The sequence below is a fragment of the Sphingobium xenophagum genome (assembly GCF_002288285.1).
GTDB lineage: Bacteria > Pseudomonadota > Alphaproteobacteria > Sphingomonadales > Sphingomonadaceae > Sphingobium > Sphingobium xenophagum.
On sequence record NZ_CP022745.1, the window covers coordinates 2,747,884 to 2,774,249 of the forward strand.

Annotated in this window: 23 protein-coding genes, 1 tRNA gene and 1 pseudogene; 17 read left to right on the forward strand and 8 right to left on the reverse strand. The window is 64.1% G+C overall.

Annotated features, from left to right (window positions below; genetic code table 11):
• Window positions 1–22 precede the first annotated feature (22 nt).
• The 10 genes from CJD35_RS13320 to CJD35_RS13365 all read left to right on the forward strand — a co-directional run bounded on the left by CJD35_RS13320 (window position 23) and on the right by CJD35_RS13365 (window position 11,638).
• Window positions 23–313 carry a JAB domain-containing protein gene (locus CJD35_RS13320; protein WP_037514321.1) on the forward strand — a complete coding sequence of 97 codons (291 nt, stop codon included), beginning with the start codon at window positions 23–25 and terminating at the stop codon, window positions 311–313.
• A 102-nt stretch (window positions 314–415) separates the two neighbouring features.
• A tRNA-Pro gene (locus tag CJD35_RS13325) sits at window positions 416–492 on the forward strand.
• 285 nt (window positions 493–777) lie between these two features.
• Window positions 778–2,412, forward strand: coding sequence for a TldD/PmbA family protein (locus CJD35_RS13330; RefSeq protein WP_095687106.1), 1,635 nt, complete (start codon window positions 778–780; stop codon window positions 2,410–2,412).
• 20 nt (window positions 2,413–2,432) lie between these two features.
• Window positions 2,433–3,767, forward strand: a complete 1,335-nt coding sequence (locus CJD35_RS13335) for a TldD/PmbA family protein (RefSeq protein WP_019053550.1) — start codon at window positions 2,433–2,435, stop codon at window positions 3,765–3,767.
• 16 nt (window positions 3,768–3,783) lie between these two features.
• Window positions 3,784–4,479: a DUF4159 domain-containing protein gene (locus tag CJD35_RS13340; RefSeq protein ID WP_043145735.1), complete on the forward strand. Its 696-nt coding sequence runs from the start codon at window positions 3,784–3,786 to the stop codon at window positions 4,477–4,479.
• Window positions 4,480–4,617: 138 nt separating this feature from the next.
• A complete protein-coding gene (locus CJD35_RS13345) occupies window positions 4,618–5,607 on the forward strand; it encodes an AAA family ATPase (protein ID WP_086485654.1) in 990 nt (329 codons plus the stop codon).
• Between the two features lie 7 nt (window positions 5,608–5,614).
• Window positions 5,615–6,508 (forward strand): DUF58 domain-containing protein, encoded by an 894-nt coding sequence (locus CJD35_RS13350; protein WP_017182212.1) that lies wholly within the window; start codon window positions 5,615–5,617, stop codon window positions 6,506–6,508.
• Window positions 6,505–7,653, forward strand: a complete 1,149-nt coding sequence (locus CJD35_RS13355; RefSeq protein WP_095687107.1) for a BatA domain-containing protein — start codon at window positions 6,505–6,507, stop codon at window positions 7,651–7,653. Before CJD35_RS13350 ends, CJD35_RS13355 begins: the two co-directional genes overlap by 4 nt.
• The gene (locus tag CJD35_RS23415; RefSeq protein WP_017182214.1) at window positions 7,650–9,857 is read left to right on the forward strand and encodes a DUF4175 family protein; all 2,208 of its coding nucleotides are present in this window, start codon (window positions 7,650–7,652) and stop codon (window positions 9,855–9,857) included. Before CJD35_RS13355 ends, CJD35_RS23415 begins: the two co-directional genes overlap by 4 nt.
• Window positions 9,854–11,638: a carboxypeptidase-like regulatory domain-containing protein gene (locus CJD35_RS13365; protein WP_095687108.1), complete on the forward strand. Its 1,785-nt coding sequence runs from the start codon at window positions 9,854–9,856 to the stop codon at window positions 11,636–11,638. The genes CJD35_RS23415 and CJD35_RS13365 overlap by 4 nt, the downstream gene beginning before the upstream one ends.
• On the opposite strand, the gene CJD35_RS13370 is transcribed toward CJD35_RS13365, so the two are convergent.
• Window positions 11,623–12,072, reverse strand: a complete 450-nt coding sequence (locus CJD35_RS13370) for a hypothetical protein (protein ID WP_017182216.1) — start codon at window positions 12,070–12,072, stop codon at window positions 11,623–11,625. The two genes, CJD35_RS13365 and CJD35_RS13370, sit on opposite strands and share 16 nt — an antisense overlap.
• Before the next feature lie 134 nt (window positions 12,073–12,206).
• Here CJD35_RS13370 and CJD35_RS13375 point away from each other — a divergent pair, with 134 nt between their 5' ends.
• Window positions 12,207–12,878, forward strand: coding sequence for a spermidine synthase (locus tag CJD35_RS13375; RefSeq protein WP_026002232.1), 672 nt, complete (start codon window positions 12,207–12,209; stop codon window positions 12,876–12,878).
• Between the two features lie 3 nt (window positions 12,879–12,881).
• Here the strand turns inward: CJD35_RS13375 and CJD35_RS13380 are convergent, their stop codons facing one another.
• Window positions 12,882–13,643, reverse strand: a complete 762-nt coding sequence (locus tag CJD35_RS13380; protein ID WP_017182218.1) for a competence/damage-inducible protein A — start codon at window positions 13,641–13,643, stop codon at window positions 12,882–12,884.
• A gap of 203 nt (window positions 13,644–13,846) precedes the next feature.
• Here CJD35_RS13380 and map point away from each other — a divergent pair, with 203 nt between their 5' ends.
• The 4 genes from map (at window position 13,847) to CJD35_RS13400 (ending at window position 18,411) form a co-directional block, all read left to right on the forward strand.
• A complete protein-coding gene (gene map / locus CJD35_RS13385) occupies window positions 13,847–14,674 on the forward strand; it encodes a type I methionyl aminopeptidase (protein ID WP_017182219.1) in 828 nt (275 codons plus the stop codon).
• A 247-nt stretch (window positions 14,675–14,921) separates the two neighbouring features.
• Window positions 14,922–15,260, forward strand: coding sequence for a P-II family nitrogen regulator (locus CJD35_RS13390; protein WP_017182220.1), 339 nt, complete (start codon window positions 14,922–14,924; stop codon window positions 15,258–15,260).
• Between the two features lie 97 nt (window positions 15,261–15,357).
• On the forward strand, window positions 15,358–16,770 hold the full coding sequence (glnA, locus tag CJD35_RS13395; RefSeq protein WP_017182221.1) for a type I glutamate--ammonia ligase: 1,413 nt from the start codon (window positions 15,358–15,360) through the stop codon (window positions 16,768–16,770).
• Between the two features lie 162 nt (window positions 16,771–16,932).
• On the forward strand, window positions 16,933–18,411 hold the full coding sequence (locus tag CJD35_RS13400) for a DUF2142 domain-containing protein (RefSeq protein ID WP_017182222.1): 1,479 nt from the start codon (window positions 16,933–16,935) through the stop codon (window positions 18,409–18,411).
• On the opposite strand, the gene CJD35_RS13405 is transcribed toward CJD35_RS13400, so the two are convergent.
• From CJD35_RS13405 to CJD35_RS13420, 4 genes are read right to left on the reverse strand one after another with little or no spacing between them, the layout of a single operon-like run.
• A complete protein-coding gene (locus CJD35_RS13405) occupies window positions 18,391–19,023 on the reverse strand; it encodes a phosphatase PAP2 family protein (protein WP_017182223.1) in 633 nt (210 codons plus the stop codon). The genes CJD35_RS13400 and CJD35_RS13405 overlap by 21 nt on opposite strands.
• Window positions 19,001–20,416, reverse strand: a complete 1,416-nt coding sequence (gene lpdA, locus CJD35_RS13410; protein ID WP_017182224.1) for a dihydrolipoyl dehydrogenase — start codon at window positions 20,414–20,416, stop codon at window positions 19,001–19,003. Before lpdA ends, CJD35_RS13405 begins: the two co-directional genes overlap by 23 nt.
• Before the next feature lie 23 nt (window positions 20,417–20,439).
• A complete protein-coding gene (locus CJD35_RS13415) occupies window positions 20,440–20,841 on the reverse strand; it encodes an acyl-CoA thioesterase (protein ID WP_017182225.1) in 402 nt (133 codons plus the stop codon).
• On the reverse strand, window positions 20,841–22,142 hold the full coding sequence (locus CJD35_RS13420) for a pyruvate dehydrogenase complex dihydrolipoamide acetyltransferase (protein ID WP_017182226.1): 1,302 nt from the start codon (window positions 22,140–22,142) through the stop codon (window positions 20,841–20,843). Before CJD35_RS13420 ends, CJD35_RS13415 begins: the two co-directional genes overlap by 1 nt.
• Window positions 22,143–22,328: 186 nt before the next feature.
• Here CJD35_RS13420 and CJD35_RS13425 point away from each other — a divergent pair, with 186 nt between their 5' ends.
• Window positions 22,329–22,784 carry a universal stress protein gene (locus CJD35_RS13425; RefSeq protein WP_026002234.1) on the forward strand — a complete coding sequence of 152 codons (456 nt, stop codon included), beginning with the start codon at window positions 22,329–22,331 and terminating at the stop codon, window positions 22,782–22,784.
• Window positions 22,785–22,867: 83 nt separating this feature from the next.
• On the opposite strand, the pseudogene rnr reads toward CJD35_RS13425, so the two are convergent.
• Window positions 22,868–25,190, reverse strand: a pseudogene (rnr, locus tag CJD35_RS13430) (ribonuclease R).
• Window positions 25,191–25,230: 40 nt separating this feature from the next.
• Between rnr and CJD35_RS13435 the strand changes: the two are divergent.
• Window positions 25,231–25,662, forward strand: coding sequence for a cupin domain-containing protein (locus tag CJD35_RS13435; RefSeq protein WP_095687109.1), 432 nt, complete (start codon window positions 25,231–25,233; stop codon window positions 25,660–25,662).
• Window positions 25,663–25,687: 25 nt separating this feature from the next.
• On the opposite strand, the gene CJD35_RS13440 is transcribed toward CJD35_RS13435, so the two are convergent.
• Entirely contained in the window at window positions 25,688–26,341 is a 654-nt protein-coding gene (locus CJD35_RS13440; RefSeq protein WP_017182230.1) for an MOSC domain-containing protein, read from the reverse strand.
• Window positions 26,342–26,366 lie beyond the last annotated feature (25 nt).

Genomic DNA, 26,366 nt, shown 5'->3' on the forward strand with positions numbered 1-26,366 from the left:
CGGCCCGCGTCACATTTCCCGCATGGCCGGACTGGACCTGATCATCCTTGACGCCACCTGGCGCCCGCGCGACCGCGTGCCGCTGGCGGACGACTGGCGCGCCGTCGTCAGCCAGTTGCTGGCGCTGGACGGGCAGTGGCTGGCGCTTCACCAGCGACGGCCCGGCGTTGCTGTCGCCCTGCCCCGTCCGGCCGACATCGCCCTGACCCGCACCCTTGCCCGGCGGCTCCGCCCGCTCGACATGCGGCTGGCCGACCATATGATAGAGGCCGGGGAAAGCCGGTTCAGCTTCCGCGCGGCTGGGCTTTTGTAAGACGCAAAAAAAGCCGCTCTGGCCGCTTGCCAGCCTGAAAAGCCGCCTCTATAGGCTGCGGCCTGCCTTACGGGGTCGCCTCATCGCGGCTTCGGCATCGGTCGGGGAATAGCTCAGCCTGGTAGAGCACTGTCTTCGGGAGGCAGGGGCCGGAGGTTCGAATCCTCTTTCCCCGACCACATTTCTTCACAGCATCCGGATATGATCCACCCCGCCAGGGGAAAAGGCCGTGCGCGGCCCGATTTGTTGCGTCCACGCAACGTGCGGCCTGCCCTGCCATGGCCAGCATCTTTCGACAGATGTCATATGTCGAAAGCGGGCAAGGCAAAGTTGTGCAGTCGTAAAAGATGTTTGACCCAGCCCTGCCCTGCCGCGATGATCCCACCCATCGGTACGGCCAACCGGCCGCATCCCAAGCACAATCCGACCCGCTTGACGCGGGCATTTGCAGGTGGAGACGAACCTTGCACAGAAGAGATTTCCTGGCCTTTGGCACCATGGGCATAGGCGGCCTGATCCTGCCTTCGATGTTCGGCAAGGTGATTGCCGCGGAGGAACTGAACAGCGCCATCGACGTCACCGTGAAGAAGGCACTGGCAGACGCGGCGTTGAATGCCGCCAAGAGCGCTGGCGCAACCTATTGCGATGTGCGCGTTGGCCGTTACCTGCGCCAGTTCGTCATCACCCGCGAACGCAATGTCGAAAATGCCGTCAACACCGAATCGACCGGCGTTGGCATCCGCGTGATCGCAAACGGCGCCTGGGGCTTTGCCGCCACTAACGATATGACAAGGGAAGCCGTGGCCAAGGCAGCGGCCGAGGCCGTCGCCATTGCAAAGGCCAATGCGCCCACCCAGTCCGCCCCGGTCCAGCTTGCCCCGGTCAAGGGCGCGGGTGAAGTCAGCTGGCGCACGCCGATCGTCAAGAACAGCATGACCGTGCCGATCAAGGACAAGGTCGACCTGTTGATGGGCGTGAACGCCGCCGCCATGGACGCAGGCGCGGACTTCATCCGCTCCATCCTGTTCCTGGTCAATGAGCAGAAATATTTCGCCAGCACCGATGGCAGCTATATCGACCAGGATGTGCACCGCATCTGGGCGCCGATGGAAGTCACCGCCGTCGACAAGACGACGGGCAAGTTCCGCGTCCGTGAAGGCCTGTCCGCGCCGATGGGGCTGGGCTTTGAATACTTGGACGGCGCAGCGTCCGGCAAGACCGTGCTGCCCAATGGCGTCACCGTCTATGGCAACAGCTATGACATGAAGGAGGATGCGATCGCCGCCGCCAAGCAGGCGCGCGCGAAGATCAAGGCGCCTTCGGTCAAGCCCGGCAAATATGATCTGGTGCTCGATCCTTCGCACACCTGGCTCACCATCCACGAATCGGTCGGCCATCCGCTCGAACTTGACCGGGTGCTGGGATATGAAGCCAATTATGCGGGCACCAGCTTTGCCACGATGGACAAGATGCAGAGCCATTTCCAATATGGCAGCGACAAGGTGAATATCGTCGCGGACAAGACCCAGCCCGGCAGTCTGGGCGCGGTCGCCTATGACGATGAAGGCGTCAAGACCAAGAAGTGGGACTTGATCCGCGACGGCAAGCTGGTCGGCTATCAGGCGATCCGCGATCAGGCGCATATCGAGGGCAAGAGCGAAAGCGACGGCTGCTGCTATGCCGACAGCTGGTCCAACGTCCAGTTCCAGCGCATGGCGAACGTCAGTCTGGAACCCGGTAAGGCCAAGCAGAGCGTCGCCGACATGATCGCCAATGTCGAAGATGGCGTCTACATCATCGGCGACGGCAGCTTCTCGATCGACCAGCAGCGCTATAATGCGCAATTTGGCGGTCAGCTCTTCTACGAGATCAAGAACGGCAAGATCACCCAGCAGATCGAGGATGTCGCCTACCAGATCCGCACACCGGAATTCTGGAACGCCTGTGCGGGCGTATGCGACGCCAGCGACTATCGCCTGGGCGGCTCCTTCTTCGACGGCAAGGGCCAGCCCGCGCAGGTTTCGGCCGTATCGCACGGCTCCAGCACCGCGCGTTTCAACGGCATCAACGTCATCAACACCGCCCGTTCGCTCGGTTGATCGGTCAGGGAGAGAAAAATATGAGCATCCTTTCCGAAGCACAGGCCAAGGCGATCCTGACCAAGGTCGTGGGCTTTTCCAAGGCGGACGAATGCACCGCGCAGCTGACCGGTTCGACCCGCGGCAATGTGCGCTTTGCCCGCAACGATGTGTCGACCGCCGGCATTACCGACAATATCGATCTGTCTGTGCAGGTCGCCTTTGGCAAACGGGTCGGCATCGCGACCATCAACCAGTTTGACGACGCCGCGCTGGAGCGCGTGGTGCGCCGGGCGGAGGAACTGGCGAAGCTAGCCCCGGAAAACCCGGAATTCATGCCTGCCGTCGACAAGCAGACCTACACGCCGACCCCGACATTCAGCCCCGCGACCGCCGGGATTACCGCCGCCTATCGCGCCAAGGTGGCGAGCGATTCGATCGCGCCATGCCGCGCCGAAAAGCTGGTCGCGGCAGGCTATCTTGAGGATCAGGCCGGGTTCGTCGCCTTCCTCAACAGCAAGGGCAATTACGGGTATCAGACCGGCACAAGCGCCGATTATACCTGCACCGTCCGCACCGAGGATGGGCGCGGCTCCGGTTGGGTCGGGCATAATGTGCAGGACGTCGCCAACTTCAACGCAAGCGAGGATATTCGCATCGCGATGCGCAAGGCCAGCGCGTCAGCCGACGCCAAGGCGCTGGAGCCGGGCAAATATACCGTCATTCTGGAACCGGCGGCTGCCGCTGGTCTCATTCAGTTCATGTTCTTTTTCTTCGACGCTCGCTCCGCCGACGAAGGCCGCAGCTTCCTGTCGAAAAAGGGTGGCGGCAACAAGCTGGGCGAACAGGTGTTCGGGCCGCAGGTCAACTTCTTCGCCGACCCGGCCTATCCGGGCGCCGCCGTCTATCCCTGGGATGAGGAAGGCCTGCCGCGCACGAAAATGCCGATCGTCGAGAATGGCAAGCTCGTGAACATGGAATATTCGCGCTACTGGTCGCAAAAGCAGGGCAAGCCCGCCATGGCGCAGCCCGGCAACCTGATCATGACCGGCGGCACCAAATCGACCGCCGATCTGGTCCGCACGACCGAGCGGGGCATATTGGTGTCGCGCACCTGGTATATCCGCATGGTCGATCCGCAGACGGTGCTGCTGACGGGCCTGACCCGCGACGGCACCTTCTATATCGAAAATGGCCAGATCAAATATCCGATCAAGAATTTCCGCTTCAACGAATCCCCGGTCATCATGCTCAACAATGTCGAAGAGCTGGGCAAACCCGTCCGCGTGAAGGGCGACGAAGCGGACACGCCGATCATCGTGCCGCCGATGAAGCTGCGCGATTTTACCTTCACGTCGCTGTCGGACGCGGTGTGAGGCCAGTTCGCGCGATATGACGCGGAGCGAGTTCCTTCGGTTGATGGCGGGCGGTCTGGCCAGTGCAATGCTGGCCCGACCGCTCGCGGCCGCGGGGGGCTATGATTTCTGGTTCACGCGACTGCGATATGATTCGGGCGACTGGGATGTCGACCAGCGGATGCCGTCCAACCTGATCACGTCGCTGATCGACTATACGACATTGCGGGTGGACCCGAAGGAGCATGTCATCGCCCTGTCCGACCCCAGGATGCTGACCGCGCCCTTCTGTTATCTGGCCGGGCACAAGCTGGTCGAGTTTTCGGCGGCAGAACGGCGCAATTTCGAACGCTATGTCCGCAATGGCGGGTTCGTGCTGGTCGATGATTGCAACCACGATATTGACGGCCTGTTCGCCCGGTCGTTCGAAGCGCAGATGGCCAAGATTTTCGGCAGCAAGGCGCTCAAGCAACTGCCCAATACGCACCCGCTCTATCGGTCCTTCTTCAAATTTGACGGCCCGCCCAATACCGGCTTCGAACTGAATGGCTGGGGCGACGATCTGGTTCATGACTATCTGAAAGGGATAGAGATAGAGGGGCGGCTGGGCGTGCTCTACAGCAACAAGGATTATGGCTGCGAATGGGATTATGACTGGCGCAACAAGCGGTTCCTGGCCGAGGATAACACCCGGTTCGGCGTCAATATCGTGATGTATGCGCTATCGGTGTGATCGATAATTTTTACGCCTCCAATTAAACCCCGTTCGGGCTGTGCCTGTCGAAGCCTTGTTCTTCCCTTCAAGAAGGACGCCCCTTCGACAGGCGCGGGTTGAACGGTAAGCATGAAATTGCCCAGTAAGGGACCGTCTATGACCAGCATCACCGAAGCCGATATTCAGGGCCAGCTTGCCCGCCTGACCGAGTTGCGCGCCGCAATTGGCCAGGCGATCGTTGGGCAGACTGAAGTCGTCGAACAATTGCTGATCGGGCTGCTTGCGGGCGGCCATTGCCTGCTGGAGGGCGTGCCGGGACTGGGCAAGACATTGCTGGTTCGGTCGCTGGGCGAAGCGCTGAAGCTGGATTTTCGCCGCGTCCAGTTCACCCCCGACCTGATGCCCAGCGACATATTGGGCACCGAACTGCTGGAGGAGGATCATGGCACCGGCCATCGCAGCTTCCGTTTCCAGAAGGGGCCGGTGTTCACCAACCTGCTGCTGGCCGACGAACTCAACCGCACCCCGCCCAAAACGCAGGCCGCGCTGCTGGAAGCGATGCAGGAAAAGACCGTCAGCTATGCCGGCGTGACGCACCGGCTGCCTGCGCCCTTCTTCGTGCTGGCGACGCAGAACCCGCTGGAACAGGCGGGCACCTATCCACTGCCCGAAGCGCAGCTGGACCGCTTCCTGCTGCACATCCGCGTCGATTATCCGACCGAGCAGGAAGAACAGGATATTCTGGCCCAGACCACAGGCGCGAAGGCGAACGCCGTTCCCGCCGTGATGCATGGCGATGAAGTGCTGGCCCTCCAGGCCTGGGTGCGTCAGGTGCATTTCAGCGACGATCTGCTCCGCTGGGTCACCCGCATGGTGCGGGCCAGTCGCCCCGGCGATGGCGCGCCCGACGAGATCCGCAAATATGTAAAATGGGGCGCGGGACCGCGCGCTGGCCAGTCGCTGATCCTGACGGCCAAGGCGCGCGCATTGCTCCATGGGCGGCTTGCCGCCACGCGGGAGGATATTATTGCGCTCGCCGCGCCGGTCATGCGCCACCGCCTGCTCCTGTCCTTTGCGGCGGAGGCAGAGGGGCGTAGCGCAGACGATGTCGTGGCCGCCTTGCTGCGTGCCGTACCGCTTAGCTGAACCGCGCATGGTCGATTTCATCCCCCCTGACGTGCGGAACAGGCTGAAAAGCCTGCGCCTCGTCACGCGCCGGGCGGTGGGATCGCATGGCATCGGGCTGCACCAGAGCCACAGCCGGGGCGCGGGCCTCGAATTCGCTCAATATCGTGCCTATGAGCGCGGCGACGAATTGCGCCAGATCGACTGGAAACTCTACGCCCGGTCCGACAAATTCTTCGTGCGCGAAGCGGAGCGCGAAAGCCCGGTCGCGGTGTGGATATTGATGGATGCCAGTGCTTCGATGACGCAGGCCGATGCCGCGCGCCCGGACTATAGCCGCTTCGACGCCGCAAAAGGACTGGCGGCCTGCATTGCCGATCTGGCGATGCGGCAGGGCGATCGTTTTGGCTGGATGGCGCTGAGCGATCAGGGTCTGGCGCTGTTACCGCCCGCCAGTGGCGCACGGCAGCGGGACCGGCTGCTGCTGGAACTGATTGGAGTGAACGCGGTCGGCGGCTTTGCGCCGGAGGACCAGCTTGGCCCGGTGTGGGAGCGGATCGGCGCGCGCGATCTGGTCATTCTGCTCAGCGACTGTTTCGATCCCGGCGCGGTCGAACTGGCGGAAAAGCTGGCGGCGGCGGGTCGCGAGACATTGCTGATCGAAATGCTGACGGTGGCCGAGCGCGATTTTCCTTTCGATGGCGGCTATCGATTCCGCGATCCCGAAACGGGCGAGGAATTGCTGGCGGACGGTCCCGCCCTACGCAGCGAATTTCTTGCCCGTTTCGGGGCGGCGCGCGATGCGCTGCATGATCGGCTGGACGCGGTGGGAATCCGTTACGCCACCCACATGCTCGACCAGCCGATCGACGTGCCGCTGCGCCGCCTGTTCGGCGCGCATGAAGCGGCGGAATATCAATGACGCCAGCCCTGTTGCTGCCCGGCGCGCTGGCCGCGCTGCTGGCGCTCATCGTCCCGCTGGTCATCCATATCGCCCGGCGCAGCGAGCAGGTGCCGACCGACTTCGCCGCCTTGCGCTGGTTGCGGCAAAAGCCCCGGCCTCGATCGCGGCTGCGGTTCGACGAATGGCCGCTGCTGCTGCTGCGCCTCCTCCTCTTGGCGCTGGTCGCGCTGTGGCTTGCCCAGCCCGTGCTGTTCGGGGCCGGAGACCGCAGGCCCGTCGCGGCGTTGGTCCCCGGTGTCGATCCCGCCCGTGCGCCCATTGGCGATGTCCGATCGGTCTGGCTGGCCCCCGGCTTTCCGTCGATCGACCAGCCGTCGCCATCCGGCCCATTCCCCGTCGCCAGCCTGATCCGTCAGCTTGACGCGGAAATGCCTGCCGATGTTCCGCTGACCATCATCACGCCGCAGGTCATCGAAGGGGCGGATGCCGACCGTCTCCGCCTGTCGCGCAAGCCGGAATGGCGGATCGCGCCGGGCGCCATGCCTGCCCCGCGTACCCAGCCTGCCCCAATAGCGCCGCTGGCGATCCGATATGATGCGCAGCATCGCGGCGGCATCCGCTACCTGCGCGCCGCCGCGCTGGCATGGCAACCCGCTGGTCGGGATGCCGCGATCGACACAGGCGCGATCGATGCGCCACTGCCGGACCAGCGCCATGTTCTGATCTGGCTGGGCGGCGGGACAGTGCCGGACGGGCTGAGCCGCTGGATCAAGCAGGGCGGCACGGCGCTGGTCGCGTCAGACATGCTGGTTCCGGCCGACACGCCGCGCGCGCCGCTCTGGCGTGACGCACTCGGCGCACCGCTGGTAGAGGCTATGCCTTTGGGCCAGGGGCGGCTGCTGCGCTTCACCCGTCCATTGACCCCGGCCATGATGCCGGCCCTGCTGGACGCCGATTTCCCCACCCGTCTGCGTGCCGTGCTGACCCCGGCCCCGCCGCCGCCAGCGCGGGTTGCCGCCGCCGACTATGCGCCGCTGACTGGCGGACGCGCCTATGATCAGCCGCCGCAGGATATGCGCCCGTGGCTGGCGATCCTGATTGCGGCGCTGCTGATCGCCGAACGCTGGCTGGCGACCCGCCGCAGCCGGGGTATCAGTCCATGAGTGCGAACGATCTGCTCGCCCGCTGGACGGCTCCCGCAAAATATCGGGTGATGGCCGACAGTCTCGCCCTCGCCGTGCCGCTGGTCGTGGGACTTGCGGCCATTGGCTGGCGCTTGTCGGGCATCATCGCCGCCGTTGCGGCCGCCATGATCGCAGCGGCAATCGCCCTGTTTGCCGCGCGCTATCGTGCCCGGCGCTATGATCAAGCCTGGCTGGTCCATGCGCTGGATCGCGACCGGCCGGACATGGAGGACAGCGCCAACCTGTTGTTCGCCGACCCTGCTCTACTTGGCCCGCTTGAGCGGCTCCAGCAGGCGCGGCTGCTCGGCAGGATCGACCGCGACAGTCCCGACAGCCTGCGTCCCGACTGGTCGCGCCGCCTGATCCTGCTCGCGGGGATCATGGGCTTGATCGCGGTCGGCCTCGCGCTGTTCTGGCCACGCCCCGGTCATGGGCCACCGACGCTGGCCCCCAGCACGGAAGCGCTGCCCGCAACGCCCGGCATCCCGCGTCTGACCGCGCAGAATCTGCGGATCATCCCGCCTGCCTATACCGGGCTGCCGCCGCGCGATTCCGCATCGCTGGACGCGCGCGCGCCGGTTGGATCGCGGATCGAATGGACGCTGCGCTTTGATCCGCAAGCAACTGTCCCGGCGATCCTGCCGGTCGGGGGCGCGCCCATCGCCCTGCGCCGCGACGGCCCGAACTGGATCGCCAGCCGCCTGCTCGACGCCTCCTTCCTCTATCGCGTCGATCCCGCATCGGGCCGTGGCCCGACGCCGCCTCTCCATCGGGTCGACGCCATTGCCGACAGTCCACCACAGGTGCGCGCGATCAGCCCGGCCGCCAGCCTGACGATGGTACAGGCCGGTCAGCGCAACTGGACCCCGGTCTTTGCCGCCACGGACGATTATGGCGTCGCCGCCACCGCGCGGCTCCGCGTCACGCTGGCAATCGGCGAGGGCGAGAATGTGACCTTCAGCGAGCGCGAAATAGCGGTTTCGGGCAGCGGCCCGCCACGCGATCGACGTTTCAGCCCCCGACTGGATTTCGGCGCTCTTGGGTTTAGCGCGGGCGGCGACATGGTGGTGCAACTCATCGTGCGCGACATGCGGCAACCCGCTGCGCAGGAAGTGCGCGGCCCCAGCCTGATCCTGCGCTGGCCATCGTCCAGGCAGCCCGAAAGCAGCGGGCTGGAGGGCATGGTCAACATCACCCTGCCTGCCTATTTCCGCAGTCAGCGACAGATCATCATCGATGCTGAAGCGCTCCTCAAGCAGAAGCGCCGCCTTGCCGCCGATCGCTATCTTGCCCGTTCCGCCAGCATCGGCAGCGACCAACGGATATTGCGCGGCCGTTACAGCCAGTTTCTGGGCGGCGAAGAGGAAGGCGAACCGGAACCGCCCCCCAATCATGGCGAACAGCATAGCGACGATGATGGCCATGACCACGATCAAGGGCACGACCATGATCATGATCACGACCACGATCACGATGAAGGGCACGATCATGGCCATGATCATGGCCATGACCATGGCGGCGCACCGCGGCGACCCGCGCCGGGCTTTGGCGCGCCGGAGGATGTGCTGGCGGACTTTGGCCACGCGCATGATGATTCGCCCGCGTCCAGCCTCGATCCCGAAACCCGCGCCATCCTGAAGAAAGCGGTCGATGAAATGTGGCAGTCCGAGGTGCAGTTGAGGCAAGGCCATCCCGATCTGGCGCTGCCCTTTGCCTATCGCGCGCTGCGTTTCATCAAGGAGGTGCAGCAGGCGACCCGCATCTTCCTGTCGCGGGTAGGGCCGGAACTTTCACCGATCGACCCCAGTCGCCGCATGACCGGCAAGCGGGAGGGGCTGGCCAGCCGCGTTCTGGCGATCAGCCCGGTCGAAGGACGGGACGGTCCCGCTGCGGCGGCCTGGCGCGCGCTGGGCGATGGGCCGGGCGCGATCCGGGGGCCGATCGCGCTGGATGCGCTCGACCGCTGGGCGCGGGGGCAATCCGCCCATTTGCCCGATCCGCTGGCGCTTTCAGGGGCGATCGACGCCGTCCGCCGCGATCCCGCCTGTCTGCCCTGCCGCGCCAAGTTGCGCGCCCTTCTCTGGACCGCCATGGAACGACCGCCGGCCCAGCCTGCCCGCCGCCGTCCCGCCGATGCTGGCGGTGCGCGCTATCTTGGGGCGATAGGAGGGGGCAAGCCATGACCGCCGCATGGATGACCGCCATCCTGTTGGGCGCGGCCATGATTGTGGCGAGCGTTCGTCTGATCCTGTGGCATCGTAGCGCAAGCGCGCCGTCGCCCAGGCGATTGATCGCGCTGCTGCTGCTCCAGCCGGTGTGCGGAATATTGTTGTTTTTGACGCTATTTCCCCCTGCGACGACCATGAGCAGCGACGCGCTGCGGATCGCGACACGCGGCACGTCTCGTCTGGCGGCTGGTCCTATGGTCCTGCTGCCCGAAGCGCCCGACATTCGCCCTGGCGAACATGTGCCCGATCTTGCGACCGCCTTGCGGCGGCACCCCGGCACCAGCGAGATTATCATACTGGGCGACGGCCTGCCGCCGCGCGACATGGAAGCGGCAAAGCGAGTCGCCGTCCGTTTTGAGCCGCGCCCTCTGCGTCAGGGTATCAGCCATGTTGCCCCGCCGACGCTCGTCGCGCCGGGGAGCAGCTTCAGCCTGGGCGGGCAGTTGAGCGCCCTCCCCAGCGCCACCGTCGAATTGCTCGACCCGGCCGGGCAAGTGACGGACAGCGTTCAGGCCGACGCCGATGGGCGCTTTGCGCTGACCGGCACCGCGCGCGCCGCTGGGGCCGTGCTGTTCACCATGCGCGTGCGCGATGGCCGCCGCACCGTCGAACAGGCCAGCGTCCCGCTACTGGTCGCTGACAGCCCAGCCCCGCGCCTGCTAATCCTGTCGGCAGCGCCCAATGCCGAAGTCAAATATCTGCGCCGCTGGGCTGCCGATGCTGGCTTTGCCGTGACAACGCAAATGAGCGCGGGGGGCGGCATTGCGCTGGGCGACGCGCCGATCGCGATGGACGGCGCAACGCTCCGCAAGTTCGACGCAGCGATCGTCGATGACCGCAGCTGGGCAGCGCGGCGCGGCGTGCTGATGGACGCGGCGCGCAACGGGCTGGGGCTGATCCTGCACCCCAGCGGGCCGATCGACGCGACGACGCGCGGACAATGGCAGGCGTTGGGCTTTGGCCTGACGGGCAAGGGTGGCTTGGTTCCCCTCGCCCTGCCCAAGCCCCTTGCTCCCACCATCGCGCGCACCCGGCAGGGTATCGGCAGCGACGACAGGCCAGCGGACCTGGCCCTGCCCGACGAAATGCTGCCGGAGATCAGCCGTCTTGGCCTGACGCCGGAGGGTGAGAACGCCGTGCCCTTGCTGCGCGATGCGGGTGGCGTGACGCTGGCGGCCTGGCGGGCGGTTGATAGCGGGCGAGTTGCGCTGTTCACTGGTATCGACAGCTATGCGCTGACGCTGACGGGCCATCGGGGGCTGCATGGCGACTGGTGGAGCGCGATGCTGGCGACCGTTGCACGCCCCGCCCCCGGCATGACGCCCATCACGACACCGGGATGGGCGGGCGAGCGGATGATCCTGTGCGGCCTGACCACCCCTGCTGAGGTCGAAGGCCCGGATGGACGGATGGCAAACCTGTTGCCGGTAGCGGGATGCGGCGCCTTCTGGCCCGACAAGGCTGGCTGGCATCAGCTGCGCCGGGCGGGCGATGGCCAGGCCACGCCCTTCTACGTCCAGCCTGCCAATGCCCTGCCGGTGATGCGGGCCGCGCGGGATCGGGACGCCATGTTGATGCTGCGCCCGCCAGCATCGGGCGAAAAGGCCGCCATGGGCAAGTCAGTCCCAGGATCGCCCTGGCCGTTCGCGATCGGCTGGTTGCTGGCAAGCGCGCTGCTGTGGTGGCTGGAGCGGGCGCGGGTCGGCCGCGCCGCTGCGCCTCAATCGGCGAGGTAGAAATCCCGCAGCGCCCGCGCGTCGTGCAGGGCGTTGTGCGGCACCCGGCTGTTGGCGGCCGCGCTAAAGCCCGCGGCATTGATCAGTTCCAGCCGCAGACCGAAATCGACCCCCGCCATCAGGCCCGGCCCCTTCACCAGCAAAGCGCAGAAATGGGCCAGATCCTCCGGCCAGTCGGCGATGATCAGCGGATCATCATCCCCTTCCAGATAGGCGGCGACATGATCGGCCGCATCCGCCCGGTTGAGTTCCAGATATATGCCCGGCGGCACATGGCGCAGATAGGGGACGACATGCTGCGCCACCCATGGCTCGACATCGTCCGGCAGCGGCAGCGCGACGTAAAATTCCTGGTCGCCATGTTCGGGAACCAGCGCGACGCTGATCAGCCCACCGCCAAAACCGTTAAATTCAGTGTCGAGAAAATAGCGCATGAAAAAAGGAACTGCCTGCCGTTCGATAGGTCTGGCCATCGCAAGACGGCATCTGCGAATGCCTGTAGCATTTGCGCGGGGCTTGCCAAGCTGCCATGCGCGCCAGCGACATATCATCCAGGAAAGACACCAGCATGATCCCGCGCGAATATCTTGGCTCCGCCGCCATTCCGGGCGGGGAGGAATTGAAGCTCTACCGCCGGGGCGGCGACTTCATGATCGTGCTGGATCGCAACGAATTGATGAGCAGCCGTATGAGCGGGTCGGAAAAGGCGCTGGCGGTCATGACGATCGAGCGGCTGGCGGGCCGCAAGGCGCCTCATCTGCTCATCGGCGGATATGGCATGGGCTTTACCCTGCGCGCAGCGCTGGCGATCCTGCCCGCCGACGCGCGGATCACGCTGGTAGAACTGGTGCCGGAAATCATCGCATGGGCGCGTGGCCCGATGGTCGATCTGGCTGCCGGATGCCTGGATGATCCGCGCGTCGAACTCGTCATGGGCGACGTGGCGAGCGTGATCGCGGACGGCAGGAGCAGCTATGATGCGATCCTGCTGGATGTGGATAATGGGCCTGACGGGCTGACCATGGTGGCGAATGACCGGCTCTATTCCGCTCAGGGACTCGCGATTGCGCGCGATGCGCTACGCCCCGGCGGCATTCTGGCCGTCTGGTCGGCCGGGTCGGACGATGCCTTCACCCGCCGCCTGCGCAATGCCAAATTTGCCGTCGACGAAGTGGCGGTGAAGGCGCGCGACAATGGCAAGGGGCCGCGCCATGTCATCTGGTTTGCGGCGAAGCGCTGACCTTTAGATCCCGTTCGGGATGACGGGCCATCCGCCCTGTTCGAGCGCCGTGCTGAGCGCCGTGAGGCACTGGTTGAGCGCGCTCGCGTCGGTCGAACGCACGACGAAGTTCGCGCCCGTGCGCCCTTCGCGGAAAAAGGGATAGCTGCCAATCTGGCATCCCTCATGCGCCTGCTCCGCCGCGCCCAGCAGGTCGGCAATCTCGCTCTCTGCAACCCAGCAGCCGATCGTGGCGGACAGCAGCGGCAGCCCGCCCTCCAGCGTGCCGGTCAGGCTGTCCAGCATCCCGGCGGTGATGTGCGGCACGCCCGCCATGATGAAGATATTGCCATGGCGGATACCCGGCGCGCCCGACATGCGGTTTTCGATCAGGCTGGCCCCGGCGGGAACCCGCGCCATGCGCAGCCGCGCTTCGGTCAGCCCACCGCGCGTTTCATAATAGCCCGCCAGCATCGCCCGCGCCTGAGGATGCACTTCCACCGGCACGCCCAGCGCCGCCGCGATCGCATCGACGGTTATATCGTCATGGGTCGGGCCGATGCCGCCGGTGGTGAACAGATAATCGTTGCGCGCGCGCAGGATGTTGACTGATTCGACGATGGCGTCGCTATCGTCCGCCACCACCCGCACTTCGCGCAGGCGGATGCCCTGAACATTGAGCCAGGTCGCGATCTGGCTGATATTCTTGTCCTGCGTGCGGCCAGACAGGATTTCGTCGCCGATCACGATCAGCGCTGCGGTCCAGATGCGGGTAGGATCGGCCATGGCGCGTCCATAGCCTGCGCATGGCGCCCTGCCTAGTGGATTGATTTTGACATCGTAAAGCCCGCTGGAAATCAAATATTTCTGATGGTCCGCTGCGTATCGGGCATGCGCGTGTGACATCCCCTCACGCTCAATCGAATATCGGGATCGGACCACTGGCCGCCCCTCTCGCATTATGGCGCGGGTGCCCCTATAGTCATGTCATGACCGAATATATGACGATGACGGCCGATGCGCCGATTTCCCGTTCGGCCGCGATCAAATTATATGACGCGGCGGGTTTTGAAGGCATGCGCCGCGCCGGACGGCTGGCGGCCGAGATACTCGATGCGTTGGTGCCCCATGTCGTACCGGGCGTGACGACCGGCGAACTGGACGACATCGTGCGCCAGATGACGCTGGACGGTGGCGGCGTGCCCGCGACGCTTGGCTATCGCGGCTATACCCATAGTTGCTGCACATCGATCAACAACGTCATCTGCCACGGCATCCCCGGCGATTATCGGCTGAAGGACGGCGATATCGTCAATATCGACGTTACCCCGCTGGTCGATGGGTGGCATGGCGACACCAGCCGCATGTTCATCGCGGGTGATGCGCCGATCAAGGCGCGGCGGCTGGTCGAGGTGACCTATGAATGTCTGATGCTGGGCATCGAGCAGGCAAAGCCCGGCAACCATCTGGGCGACATTGGCCATGTGATCCAGCGGCACGCCGAAAAGCACCGCTATGGCGTGGTCCGTGATTTTTGCGGCCATGGCCTGGGCCGGGTGTTTCATGACAGCCCGGAGGTCGTGCATATCGGCCGCCCCGGTACGGGCCCGGAACTCAAGCCCGGCATGTTCTTCACGATCGAACCGATGATCAATATCGGCAAGCCCGGCGTCAGGATGATGGAAGATGGCTGGACGGCGGTAACGCGCGACCGCACCCTGTCCGCCCAGTTCGAACATAGTATCGGCATTACCGAAACCGGATGCGAGATTTTCACGAAGAGCCCTGCCGGACTGGATGCGCCGCCCTATAGCTGAGCGCGCGCCAACGACTGCTTAAAAAACGGGCAGCCTGGCAGGGAAATGCCCTGAATCCGGGCAATATGGACAAAGATTGCTGCATCGCCGAAAGCATGTTCTAGCGATTCGCCATTTGGCACGGTAATTGGATATCAAGAGGGACGGCGCCTGGCCTTTTGGGGGGCATGACGAACGTCACTTGAGGAGAGAGGAATGCGGGTCGCACCCGCATTCTGTCGTGCGTTATGGGTTGGGAATACTAGTGATGAAAAAAGTCGAAGCCATCATCAAGCCGTTCAAGCTGGACGAGGTGAAGGAAGCACTCCACGAAGTGGGCGTGTCGGGCATTACCGTGACCGAAGCCAAGGGCTTTGGCCGCCAGAAAGGTCATACCGAACTTTATCGCGGCGCTGAATATGTCGTCGATTTCCTGCCCAAGGTGAAGCTGGAAGTCGTCGTCGACGATGCGCTGGCCGACCGGGTGGTGGAGGCGATTTGCGCCGCAGCGCAGACCGGACGCATCGGCGACGGCAAGATTTTCATTTCCAACGTCGAGGGCGCCGTGCGGATCCGCACCGGCGAGCGGGACAGCGACGCGATCTGATTTCACGCAAATTCTGGTCATCCCGGCATCGGGGCGACGGAACAACGGGCATCCATCTACCCCTTCGGGGGGTAATAAACGAGAAGGGCAAGCGCACATGGCCAATACGCCAAAAGACATTCTCAAGATGATCGAGGAAAAGGAGATCGAGTGGGTCGATGTCCGTTTTACCGATCCCAAGGGCACCTGGCACCACCTGACGATGTGCGCGAACGTCATTGGCGAAGATGAGCTGACTGACGGCCTGATGTTCGACGGCTCCTCGATCGAGGGCTGGAAGGAAATCAACGAATCGGACATGATCCTGAAGCCCGATCTGGACGCGGTATTCTTCGATCCGTTCAGCGCGACGCCGATGATGATCCTGGTGTGCGACATCGTCGAACCCGAAGATGGTTCGCTCTATTCGCGCGATCCGCGTTCGACCGCCAAGCGCGCGGAAATGTTCCTCCAGTCGACGGGCCTTGGTGACACCGTCTATATCGGCCCGGAACCTGAATTCTTCATGTTCGACAGCGTCGAATTCGACAACACCTACAATTCCAGCTTCTACAAGCTGGACGATATCGAACTGCCCACCAACAGCGGCACGAAATATGACGGCGGCAATATGGGTCACCGTCCCCGCGCCAAGGGCGGCTATTTCCCGGTCGGCCCGGTCGACGTGACCACCGACATTCGCGCCGAAATGGTGACCACGCTGATGGAAATGGGCCTGCCCATGGACAAGCATCACCATGAAGTCGCCGGCAGCCAGCACGAACTGGGCCTGACCTTCGGCAAGCTGGTCGAAACCTGCGACCGCATCCAGATCTACAAATATGTCGTGAAGATGGTTGCCCAGGCCTATGGCAAGACCGCAACCTTCATGCCCAAGCCGATCAAGGCCGACAATGGTTCGGGTATGCACACGCATATTTCGATCTGGAACAAGGGCCAGAACACCTTTGCCGGTGACGGCTATGCCGGCCTGTCCGATACCTGCCTGTTCTTCATCGGCGGCGTGATCAAGCATGCCAAGGCGCTCAACGCCTTCACCAACCCGACCACCAACAGCTACAAGCGCCTGGTGCCCGGCTTTGAAGCCCCCGTGCTGCTCGCCTATTCGGCGCGCAACCGTTCCGCTTCGTGCCGTATCCCCTATGGTGCGGGCACCAAGGCGAAGCGCGTCGAATTCCGCTTCCCCGATCCGCTTGCCAACTCCTACCTCGCCACCGCCGCGTTGCTGATGGCCGGTATCGACGGGATCGAAAACAAGATTCACCCCGGCGAAGCCATGGACAAGAATCTGTACGACCTGCCGCCGGTGGAACTGGCCAAGGTGCCGACCGTGTGCGGCTCGCTGCGCGAAGCGCTCGAAAGCCTGGAAAAGGATCAGGACTTCCTGCTGAAGGGCGGCGTGTTCACCAAGGACCAGATCGACGCCTATATGGAACTGAAATGGCCTGAAGTGTATCGCTGGGAAATGGCGCCTTCGCCGGTCGAATTCGACATGTATTATAGCGGCTGATCTTTTTCAGCGCTGCGAAAAAGGACAAGGCCCGGTTGCTTCCAAAGCGGCCGGGCCTTTCCCGTTCCGGTCATGATCCGGCAAAATTCATTTACCGGCGCGAAATGTTAAGGGCTGGCGGCCTATTGCCTGTCGGAGACAAGGCAAAGGCATAGGGCTGTCATGCGGAACGAACGGATCGGGATGGCGCAGGGAGTGCGCGGCGACATGCTGTTCGCCGCGCCATGGTCTGCGCTCGAACATTTTTTGCTGGTTGCGATCTGCCTTGCAACCTTGTTCTTCACGCTGGCAACCCCGCCGTTTCAGGCGCCGGACGAAAATCAGCATTATATGAAGGCGCTGCTTCTGTCCGAAGGCGGCGTGCTGACAACCCAACATGGTGAGGCGATCGGCGCGGCGCTGCCCCGCGCGGCCATCGACCTCCACGCCGTCGATTTTCCCACCGACGTGCCAGCCTCTGTACGCAGGTTCGATGCGACAAAGCTGGGAAATAGCTGGAATGCGGATGCGTCGCGGCCTGGCACCGTCTTTGCCGAATTTCCCAATGTCGCGAGCTATGCGCCGACACTCTATGCACCGGGCGCTGCGGGCCTACTGATCGGCGACGCGCTGGGACTGCCAAGACTGGGCCGTTTCTATGCCGGGCGGATCGTCAACGCGCTGGTCGCGCTGGCGCTGCTGATCGCCGCGCTACGGCTGCTGCCCTTTGGCCGGATGGCAATGCTGGGCACGGCGCTGCTGCCCACCTTTGCCTATCAGATCGGATCGATGTCGCCCGATGCCGTGATCAACGGCATGGGTTTCCTGGGACTCGCGCTGGCGCTGCGCGTCGGCTTCATGGGTCGGGGATCGGCGGGACTGCTACTGGGGGCGCCGTTGCTGGCGCTGGCCAAGGGCGTCTATCTGCCGTTGATGGCGGCAGGCTTGCGCTGGCCCCAATATCGGCGGGACATGCGGATGTGGCTGATCCTGGGTGCGATGGCGCTGGGCGCGGCCGCCTTCATCGGCTGGATGAAATATTCTGGCGGCAGTCAGGCGCTCTATCATATCATGTCGCGCAAGACGGGTGAGAGCGTGCTGACCGCGCCACTGGCCGACCAGTTGGCGGTGATCCTGAACGATCCCGTCGCTTATGTCCGCATCCTGACGTCGAGCGTGATCGAGCGCGCGCCGGTCTATGCGCTCCAGATCGTCGGACGCTTCGGCTGGAACGCCATCCTGCTGCCGCTGATCGCCTACCCGCTGGCGGCGGTCATGCTGGCGGCGGCGATATTCAGCGGCGCGGAGGCCCGCTTTGGCGGGGTGCAACGCCTGTGGTGGCTGGCGGTCGCCGGCGGCGTCGCGGTGCTGATCGAAACCGCCATGTACTTGACCGGCACGCCGCCGGGCGCGGACTTCATTCAGGGAACGCAGGGGCGCTATTTCCTGCCGATCCTGCCGCTGGTGCTGCTGGCGCTCTCCCCCGACCGGGCCGTGCGCGGCGCGCGCACTCTGTTTGCCGCCTCGGCCTGCCTGCTGCTGCTCATTGCGGCGGCCAGTGCCTATGACAGTTTCTGGGTCCATGGTTTCGTCACCAGCGACGGCATGCCGCCACATGACAGCGTAACGCGGGCGTTGTTGCTACCCTCGCCGCGCTGGTAGCCAGACGCGGCACAGCGCGAGCCAGCCCAGCCCCTCGATCCATCCGGCGGTGACGTCGCTTGGCCAATGCACGCCGAGCCAGACCCGGCTGGCTCCGATCAACGCGATCATCATGCCCGCCGCCCAATAGCCGCCCCGCCGCCGCGCCAGCATGGCCAGCGCGCCGAACATCATCATGTTGCCCGCCGCATGGCCGCTGGGAAAACTATAGCTATGGACGATGTCGAGATGGGGCAGCAGGTCCGGGCGCGGTGCGGCGAAAATCTGTTTGAGTATCAGGTTGAGCGCCGTCCCGCCCGCCATCATCAGGGCAAGCCACAGCGCATCGCCGCGGCGACGCAACCAGAGCAGCGCAGGCAGAACCAGCGCCAATATCGCAAGCCTGCCGATCGTATCGCCGATCGCAGTCGCCAACCGCATGAGCGGCGTCAGATGGCGACCAATATCGCCGTCCCGCGCCGTCCCCGCCCAGCCCATCAGCCCGACATTCAGCCAGTCGAGCCATCCCGCCCGCTGCATCAACGCAACGCCCAGGACGCAAAAAAGCGCGAGAGCCAAAGCCCCCGCGCCTTTTACCGCTGTCCAGCGATCAGATATGGAGCGCACGGCCATAGGCCGCCAGCACGCTTTCATGCATCGATTCCGAAATGGTCGGATGCGGGAATACCGTGTGCATCAGTTCCGCCTCGGTCGTTTCCAGCGTCTTGCCGATCGTATAGCCCTGGATCATCTCCGTGACTTCCGCGCCGATCATGTGCGCGCCCAGCAACTCGCCGGTCTTGGCGTCGAACACGGTCTTGGTGAAGCCTTCCGCTTCGCCAAGCGCGATTGCCTTGCCATTACCGATGAACGGGAACATGCCGACCTTGACCTCGTAACCCGCTTCCTTGGCCTTTGCTTCGGTCAGGCCGACGCTGGCGATCTGCGGATGGCAATAGGTGCAGCCGGGGATGTTGCGCACATCCATCGCATGGGGGTGGACATCCTTGTTGCCCAGCGCCTGCGCGATGGCTTCGGCCACGATCACGCCCTCATGGCTCGCCTTGTGCGCAAGCCATGGCGGAGCGGTCACATCGCCGATCGCCCAGAAACCCTCGACATTGGTGCGGCCATAGGCATCGGTCTTGATATGATAGCGCTGGTCGGGTTCGACGCCGACATCTTCCAGACCCAGATTTTCGACATTGGGGACGATGCCGATGGCGACGATGACATGGCTATATTCGGCCTCTATCGCCTTGCCAGCCTTGTCCTTGATCGTCGCGGTCACGCCCTTGTCGCTGGTCGCGATCTTCTCGATCTTCGCGCCGGTCAGCACGGTCATACCCTGCTTCTTGACTGCCTTTTCAAGGAAGGCGGAAACGTCGGCATCCTCGACAGGGACGATCCGGTCCATCATCTCCACGACGGTCACGTCAGCGCCCATGTCGTTATAGAAGCTGGCAAATTCGATGCCGATCGCGCCGGAACCGATGACGAGCAGCTTGGTCGGCATTTCCGGTGGCGTCATGGCGTGGCGATAGGTCCACACGCGCTTGCCGTCGGCCTTGAGCTGCGGCAGGTCGCGGGCGCGGGCGCCCGTCGCGATGATGATATGCTTGGCGGTCAGTTCTTCGGACTTGCCGTCCTTGGTGACGGTCAGCTTGCCCTTTCCGGTCAGCTTGCCATCGCCCATATGCACGGCGATCTTGTTCTTCTTCATCAGGTGCGTCACGCCCTGATTAAGCTGCTTGGCGACACCGCGCGAGCGCTTCACCACCGCTTCGATGTCGGCGCTGATCTTTTCCGCCGCCAGGCCATAATCCTTGGCGTGCTGCATATAATGGAAAATCTCGGCCGACCGCAGCAGCGCCTTGGTGGGAATACAGCCCCAGTTGAGGCAGATGCCGCCCAGATTTTCACGCTCGACAATGGCGGTTTTCAGGCCAAGCTGCGCGGCGCGGATCGCGGCGACATAGCCGCCGGGGCCGGAGCCAAGGACGATGAGATCGTAGGTATCAGCCATGGGTCACACTCGCTTCTGGTATATTAGGCTTCCGCAATCGGCGGAACGGAACGGGGCTGGCGATCCTCGCCAATCGCCACGAAGGTGAAGGTCGCGCGGGTAACGCGATAACTGCGATCGTCGTGGCGCGTACGACGCCATGCTTCGACGTCGATCTTCATCGACGTGCGCCCGACCGACTTGAGGGACGCGAACACCGAAACTTCATCGCCCACGACGACCGGGCGCAGGAAGGTCATGCCTTCCACCGCGATGGTGACGGCGCGGCCATGACTGTGGCGCGCCGCGACCGATCCCGCGGCCGAATCCATCAGGCTCATCAACCAGCCGCCGAATATGTCCCCATAGGGATTGGTATCGGCGGGCATGGCGATGACGCGCACCGCCGGACTGGCTTCCGGCGGTTGTTCGTCCATATGCCCCATCAGGCCAGCATGCCGATCGGATTCTCGATCAGTTCCTTGAACGCCTTCATCAGGCGCGCCCCATCGGCGCCGTCAATGGCACGATGGTCGAAACTGCCGGTGGCCGACATGACCGTCGCAATCTGAAGGCTGTCGTCGACAACATAGGGCCGCTTATCGCCTGCGCCGATCGCCATGATCATGCCCTGGGGCGGGTTGATGACGGCTTCAAACTGCTTGATGCCGAACATGCCCATGTTGGAGAGCGATGCAGTGCCGCCCTGATATTCGTTGGGCGACAATTTGCCTGCCTTGGCGCGATCGGCCAGATCCTTCATCTCGGTCGAGATCGCGGCAACGCCCTTGCCATCCGCGCCGGTCACGATCGGGGTGATGAGACCGCCGGGGATAGACACGGCGACGCTGATGTCGGCGCGCTTGAATTGCAGCATCTGGTCGCCCGCAAACTGCACGTTGCATTCGGGAACTTCCATCAGCGCGACGCCCAGCGCCTTGATCAGCAGGTCGTTGACGGACAGCTTGACCTTGCGGCTGGCCAGGCCCGCATTGAGCTCGCTGCGCAGCTTGAGCAGCTTGTCGAGCTGAATGTCGACGGTCAGATAGATGTGCGGCACCTGCTGCTTGGACTCGGTCAGGCGGCGCGCGATCGTCTTGCGCATGCCGCTGAGTTTGACCACTTCGTGCGGGATGCCGAAATCCTGCGCGCCGCTGGCAGCGGCGGGCGCCGGGGCTGCCGCCTCTGCCTTGGCGGCGGGAGCCGACGCGGGCGCGGCAGCCGGTGCGGCGACGCCTTCCTTTGCGCCGTCCAGATCGCTCTTGACGATACGGCCATTGGTGCCAGTCCCCGAAACCACAGCCAGATCGATCCCCTTGCTCTGCGCCAGGCGGCGCGCCAGCGGGCTGGCCTTGACGCGCTTGTCGCTGGAGGCTGGCGCAGCGGGCACGGCGTCAGCCTTCGGCGCGGCAGCGGCGGGTGCCGCAGCCTCTGCCTTGGCGGGGACAGGATCGGCCTTTGGCGCGGGCTTGCCGCCGCCGGCAGCCGCCGCCTCCACATCCTCGCCCTCTTCAGCGATAATGGCGATGACGGTGCCAACCTTGACGCCTTCGGAACCTTCGGAAACGAGGATCTTGGCGATGACGCCTTCATCCACCGCTTCAAATTCCATCGTCGCCTTGTCGGTTTCGATTTCCGCCAGCAGATCGCCGGACGATACCGTATCCCCTTCCTTTACCAGCCATTTGGCCAGAGTCCCTTCCTCCATGGTCGGGGACAAAGCGGGCATCTGGATCGTCTTGCTCATGCGTTCGGGGCCTCTTCTTATCTCTACGGCGCGCGCCAATGGCTGCCCGTTTTCACCCATTCGCCGGATCGGTCAAGCGAGCGCTTGCGGAAGGGGCAAATATGGCCCACATTTCACCGCACTGGTTCGTTGGACCGAAAATGACCCCCTGCCGGGGCCATCAAAGCGACATGGGGGGCGATGGAAGTGCGGACATATCTGGTTGTCGTGGACGAATCGCCCGAAGCGGAAACGGCCCTGCGTTTTGCCGCGCGACGCGCTGCGCAAACGGGTGGCGCGGTCCGTATCCTTGCCCTCATTCCCCCGGCCGAGTTCGTTCAGTGGGGCGGCGTGCAGGCGACGATGGAGGATGAGGCGCTGCAACGCGCCGAAGCGCTGGTGACGAGCGCGGCAGGCACGCTGACCGACGAGTCCGGCATCCGCCCCAGCATTACCGTGCGGCAGGGGGATGCGGTGGCCGTCGTACGCAAAACGCTGGACGAGATGGAGGATGTCGCCGCCCTGGTGCTGGGCGCGGCAGCCAGCGGCCCGCCCGGCACGCTGGTATCGCATTTTGCCGGGGCCGACGCGGGACGCATGCCCTGCCCCATCATGATCATTCCGGGCGGGCTCGACGCCGAAGCGATCGACCGGCTGAGCTGATCCTGCCGATCAATCCTCCCTGGCAAGGCGGTGACGAGCGCGCTCCACCGCTTCATCGTCCCGCGTACCCGTAAGGATGACGGCTACCGCTTATGCTTGCCCCGCTTCGAGCCGATATGCCGGATATTGACCGGCCGCCCGCGATGAGTGCGGCTGCCCGGACGGGTACGATCGCGCTTGACCGGGCCGCCCCGTGAAGGCGGCGTATCGGGCAGTTCGAAGCGGAGCGAACCGTTGATCGGGTCGGCCTCCGCCAGTCGCAGTTCCAGCCGCTGGCCTACCGTATAACGATCGCCGCTTTCCACGCCTTCCAGCGCCTTGCCTGCCTCATCATAGAAAAAGCGTTCGCTGCCCATGGTCGATACAGGCACCAGCCCGTCGCCGCCCAATTCCTCGACCGTCGCGAAAAATCCGAAATTCTGGACGCCGGTGATCCGCGCCTTAACCGTTTCACCAACATGGGCCGCCAGAAAAGCCGCGACGTAGCGATCGACCGTGTCGCGCTCCGCCTCCATCGCGCGGCGCTCGAACTGGCTGATCATCTCGCCGACGCGCCCCATATTCTCGTAATCCTCGACACTCAGCGCGGTTTTGGCGGGGATGCTGCTGCCCTTGGGCGCGGGCAGTTCCAGACCATAGGCGCCCACCAGCGCGCGATGGACCAGCAAGTCGGCATAGCGGCGAATGGGCGAGGTAAAATGCCCGTAGGAACCGAGCGCCAGGCCGAAATGGCCCATATTGACCGGGCTGTAATAGGCCTGGGTCTGGCTACGCAGGATCTGCTCCATGATGAGCGGCTTTTCCTCCGCCTCCCCGACCCGCTTGATCAACTGGTTGAAAGTGGCGGGGCGGATCACCTGTCCAAGCGCGAATTCGATGTCGAACGTCGCCAGATAATCCTTGAGCGCGACCAGCTTGTCGCGGCTGGGCGGCTCGTGGACGCGGTACATGACCGGCGCTTTCTTCTGCTCCAGCGCCTTGGCCGCGGCGACGTTGGCCGCGATCATATAATCTTCGATCAGCATATGGGCATCGAGCCGTTCGCGGACAGCGACGCTGACGATCTTGCCCCATTCGTCCAGCACGACGCGCCGTTCGGGCAGGTCAAGCGCCAACGGTTCGCGCTTCTCGCGCGCCCTGTGCAGCAGCGCCCAGCAGGCCCAAAGCGGCCTGAGCGCGATGTCGAGCATTGGATGATCGGCCTTGCCGTCGATCGCGGCCTGCGCATCCTCATAGGCGAGCACAGCGGCAACGCGGATGATCGCGCGAGAGAAGCGCCATGACGTCACCTTGCCAGCGGCGTTGATGACCAGATGGCAGGCCATGGCGGCACGATCCTGACCCGCGCGGAGCGAACACATGTCCGACGAAAGCTGGTGCGGCAGCATCGGTACGACCAGATCGGGGAAATACACACTGTTGCCGCGCTTGCGCGCTTCCTTGTCGAGCGCGCTGCCAGGCCGGACATAATAGCTGACATCGGCGATGGCGACGATCGCGCGGAAGCCGCCGGGATTGGCTTCATCCTCGTCCGGGGTGGCCCAGACCGCATCGTCATGGTCGCGCGCGTCGGACGGATCAATGGCGACGATCGGCAAATGCCGCAGATCCTCCCGCTTCTCCGCGTGAAGCGGAAGGGCGGAGGCCGTGACGGCTTCTTCCTCTACCGCGTCGGGAAAAACATGGGGGATACCATGCTTGTGAATGGCGATCATGCTGAAGCTGCGCGGCGCGAAGGGGTCGCCCAGAATGTCGGTGACGCGCGCGCTGATCCGGGGCGGACGGCCGGTTGGTTCGGCCAGCACCAGATCGCCGCGCTTGGCGGTGCCGACATCGCTGATCGGCATGTCCTTGCGGATGCGTTTGTCGACCGGGCGCAGCCACAGCTTGCCGTCGGCCATTTCCTCGACCACGCCCAGCAGCATCTCGGTCGCCTTGGGCAGCTTCTTCATCGGATGGGCAATCCAGCCCTTCCCGGCTTCTTCGGTGCGGGCAAGGATGCGGTCGCCAATGGTCAGCGCACCGCGCTTGCCCCGCTCCACCACGCGCAGGCGGGGGCCGGCTGGCCTTCGGCTTCCCACCGTTCGGGCGTCGCGATCAGGGTGGTGTCGTCGACATCGATGATGCGCAGCACAGTAACCTTGGGCACGCCGCCCAGCTTGTGGAACGCGCGCGCCGGGCCGACGTCAATCAAGCCTTCATCGGCCATATCCTTCAGCAAGGCTTTGAGGGCGATCTTTTCCTGGCCCTTAAGGCCGAAAGCCTTGGCGATCTCGCGCTTGCCCGCTGGCTGGTCGGACGTGGTGATGAAATCCATCACCTCATTGCGGGTGGGGAAACCGGCGGGACGCACCTTGTCGCGAGCCGGGCGCTTGGGGACGAAACCTTCTTATCGTTTGATGTCATGGGATAGCTATAGGGTGGCCGCTGGCCCTGCGCCAGTGGCATGGCGGACCTGCCTGAATGGTTCGTTCAAGGCGCCATGCACATCCTCATCACCCTTGCTGCCGCCGCCGCCGCGCCTCATCCCGTCCCCATCGACCGATCTAGCGCCGACCATTATGTCTGGGGCGAGGTGAATGACGGATGGCATCTGGTCAAGCGCGACGACATGTCGGTGATTACCGAACGGATTGCGCCCGGATCGAGCGAGATGCGCCATTATCATGTCCGCGCGCGCCAGTTCTTCTATGTCCTGTCAGGCGAACTGACGATGGAGGTAGACGGCGTCACCCATTTGCTGCGTACGGGCCAAGGCATCGAAATTCCGCCCGGCGTACCGCATCAGGCGCAGAACCGCAGCGCAGCGTCGGTGGACATCCTCGTCAATTCGACCCCGAAAAGCCATGGCGACCGGGTGGAAGCGCCGCTTCCCTAATGTGGTCGACTTCAGATTTCGGTCACTAGGCCGCCAGCTTGCGCGCCCGCTCGCGCCAGGCTTCGGCAAGGACGGGGGTGTTGGCAAGGGTAAGAACCGCTGACGGGTCTTTCTTGTGACCACCGCCGATCAACAGTTCAAAGACGCGGGCAATGCTCCAATCCGGCAGCGGGCGCTCGATCAGGGTCATCACGCCGCCAGCCTGCGCCTCCCCCTGCTCGATAACGCGAAAATAGAGGCCGCAACGGGCCGTTTTCACAATGGTCGCCATCACGTCGCGCGCGGCGAATCGGTGATCGAGCTTCCAGCAGGGCTGGCGACCATGACTGACCTCGACGATGGCGCTGCCCAGCGTGAAGCGGTCGCCCAGGCAAATCTGATGCTCTGTCATCCCGCGCGATGCGATATTTTCGCCAAAGGCGCCAGGCGCGTCGAGCAATGGCTGGCCGGGCTTGCGGTCGCGCCACCAGGCATAATGATCCTGCGGATAGAGATGGACAGCCTTGTCCCAGCCGCCATGATGGATCGGGTCGGCAACCTGATTACCCACGAAGCCGTCCCATGTAATCTGCACCGGGCCTGCGACCGGCGTTTTGGCAATCGCGCTATAGTCGCCGTCGCGAAAGGGAACGGGCGTGCCGACGAGCAGCGCGTCGATGGTCATGAAGGGTGTGTCCATGCCCTTTCATGCCATGGCCGTACCG

What these genes read in the sequence shown, in the direction of transcription:
- CJD35_RS23415 (WP_017182214.1), top strand. Translation starts at nt 7,650, where the DNA reads ATGAGTGCGAACGATCTGCTCGCCCGCTGGACGGCTCCCGCAAAATAT.
- CJD35_RS13390 (WP_017182220.1), top strand. Translation starts at nt 14,922, where the DNA reads ATGAAAAAAGTCGAAGCCATCATCAAGCCGTTCAAGCTGGACGAGGTG.
- CJD35_RS13370 (WP_017182216.1), bottom strand. Translation starts at nt 12,072, where the DNA reads ATGCGCTATTTTCTCGACACTGAATTTAACGGTTTTGGCGGTGGGCTG.
- map (WP_017182219.1), top strand. Translation starts at nt 13,847, where the DNA reads ATGACCGAATATATGACGATGACGGCCGATGCGCCGATTTCCCGTTCG.
- CJD35_RS13440 (WP_017182230.1), bottom strand. Translation starts at nt 26,341, where the DNA reads ATGGACACACCCTTCATGACCATCGACGCGCTGCTCGTCGGCACGCCC.
- CJD35_RS13320 (WP_037514321.1), top strand. Translation starts at nt 23, where the DNA reads ATGGCCGGACTGGACCTGATCATCCTTGACGCCACCTGGCGCCCGCGC.
- CJD35_RS13350 (WP_017182212.1), top strand. Translation starts at nt 5,615, where the DNA reads ATGGTCGATTTCATCCCCCCTGACGTGCGGAACAGGCTGAAAAGCCTG.
- CJD35_RS13365 (WP_095687108.1), top strand. Translation starts at nt 9,854, where the DNA reads ATGACCGCCGCATGGATGACCGCCATCCTGTTGGGCGCGGCCATGATT.
- CJD35_RS13405 (WP_017182223.1), bottom strand. Translation starts at nt 19,023, where the DNA reads ATGGCCGTGCGCTCCATATCTGATCGCTGGACAGCGGTAAAAGGCGCG.
- CJD35_RS13420 (WP_017182226.1), bottom strand. Translation starts at nt 22,142, where the DNA reads ATGAGCAAGACGATCCAGATGCCCGCTTTGTCCCCGACCATGGAGGAA.
- CJD35_RS13355 (WP_095687107.1), top strand. Translation starts at nt 6,505, where the DNA reads ATGACGCCAGCCCTGTTGCTGCCCGGCGCGCTGGCCGCGCTGCTGGCG.
- lpdA (WP_017182224.1), bottom strand. Translation starts at nt 20,416, where the DNA reads ATGGCTGATACCTACGATCTCATCGTCCTTGGCTCCGGCCCCGGCGGC.
- CJD35_RS13345 (WP_086485654.1), top strand. Translation starts at nt 4,618, where the DNA reads ATGACCAGCATCACCGAAGCCGATATTCAGGGCCAGCTTGCCCGCCTG.
- CJD35_RS13415 (WP_017182225.1), bottom strand. Translation starts at nt 20,841, where the DNA reads ATGGGGCATATGGACGAACAACCGCCGGAAGCCAGTCCGGCGGTGCGC.
- glnA (WP_017182221.1), top strand. Translation starts at nt 15,358, where the DNA reads ATGGCCAATACGCCAAAAGACATTCTCAAGATGATCGAGGAAAAGGAG.
- CJD35_RS13400 (WP_017182222.1), top strand. Translation starts at nt 16,933, where the DNA reads ATGCGGAACGAACGGATCGGGATGGCGCAGGGAGTGCGCGGCGACATG.
- CJD35_RS13340 (WP_043145735.1), top strand. Translation starts at nt 3,784, where the DNA reads ATGACGCGGAGCGAGTTCCTTCGGTTGATGGCGGGCGGTCTGGCCAGT.
- CJD35_RS13335 (WP_019053550.1), top strand. Translation starts at nt 2,433, where the DNA reads ATGAGCATCCTTTCCGAAGCACAGGCCAAGGCGATCCTGACCAAGGTC.
- CJD35_RS13435 (WP_095687109.1), top strand. Translation starts at nt 25,231, where the DNA reads ATGGCGGACCTGCCTGAATGGTTCGTTCAAGGCGCCATGCACATCCTC.
- CJD35_RS13375 (WP_026002232.1), top strand. Translation starts at nt 12,207, where the DNA reads ATGATCCCGCGCGAATATCTTGGCTCCGCCGCCATTCCGGGCGGGGAG.
- CJD35_RS13380 (WP_017182218.1), bottom strand. Translation starts at nt 13,643, where the DNA reads ATGGCCGATCCTACCCGCATCTGGACCGCAGCGCTGATCGTGATCGGC.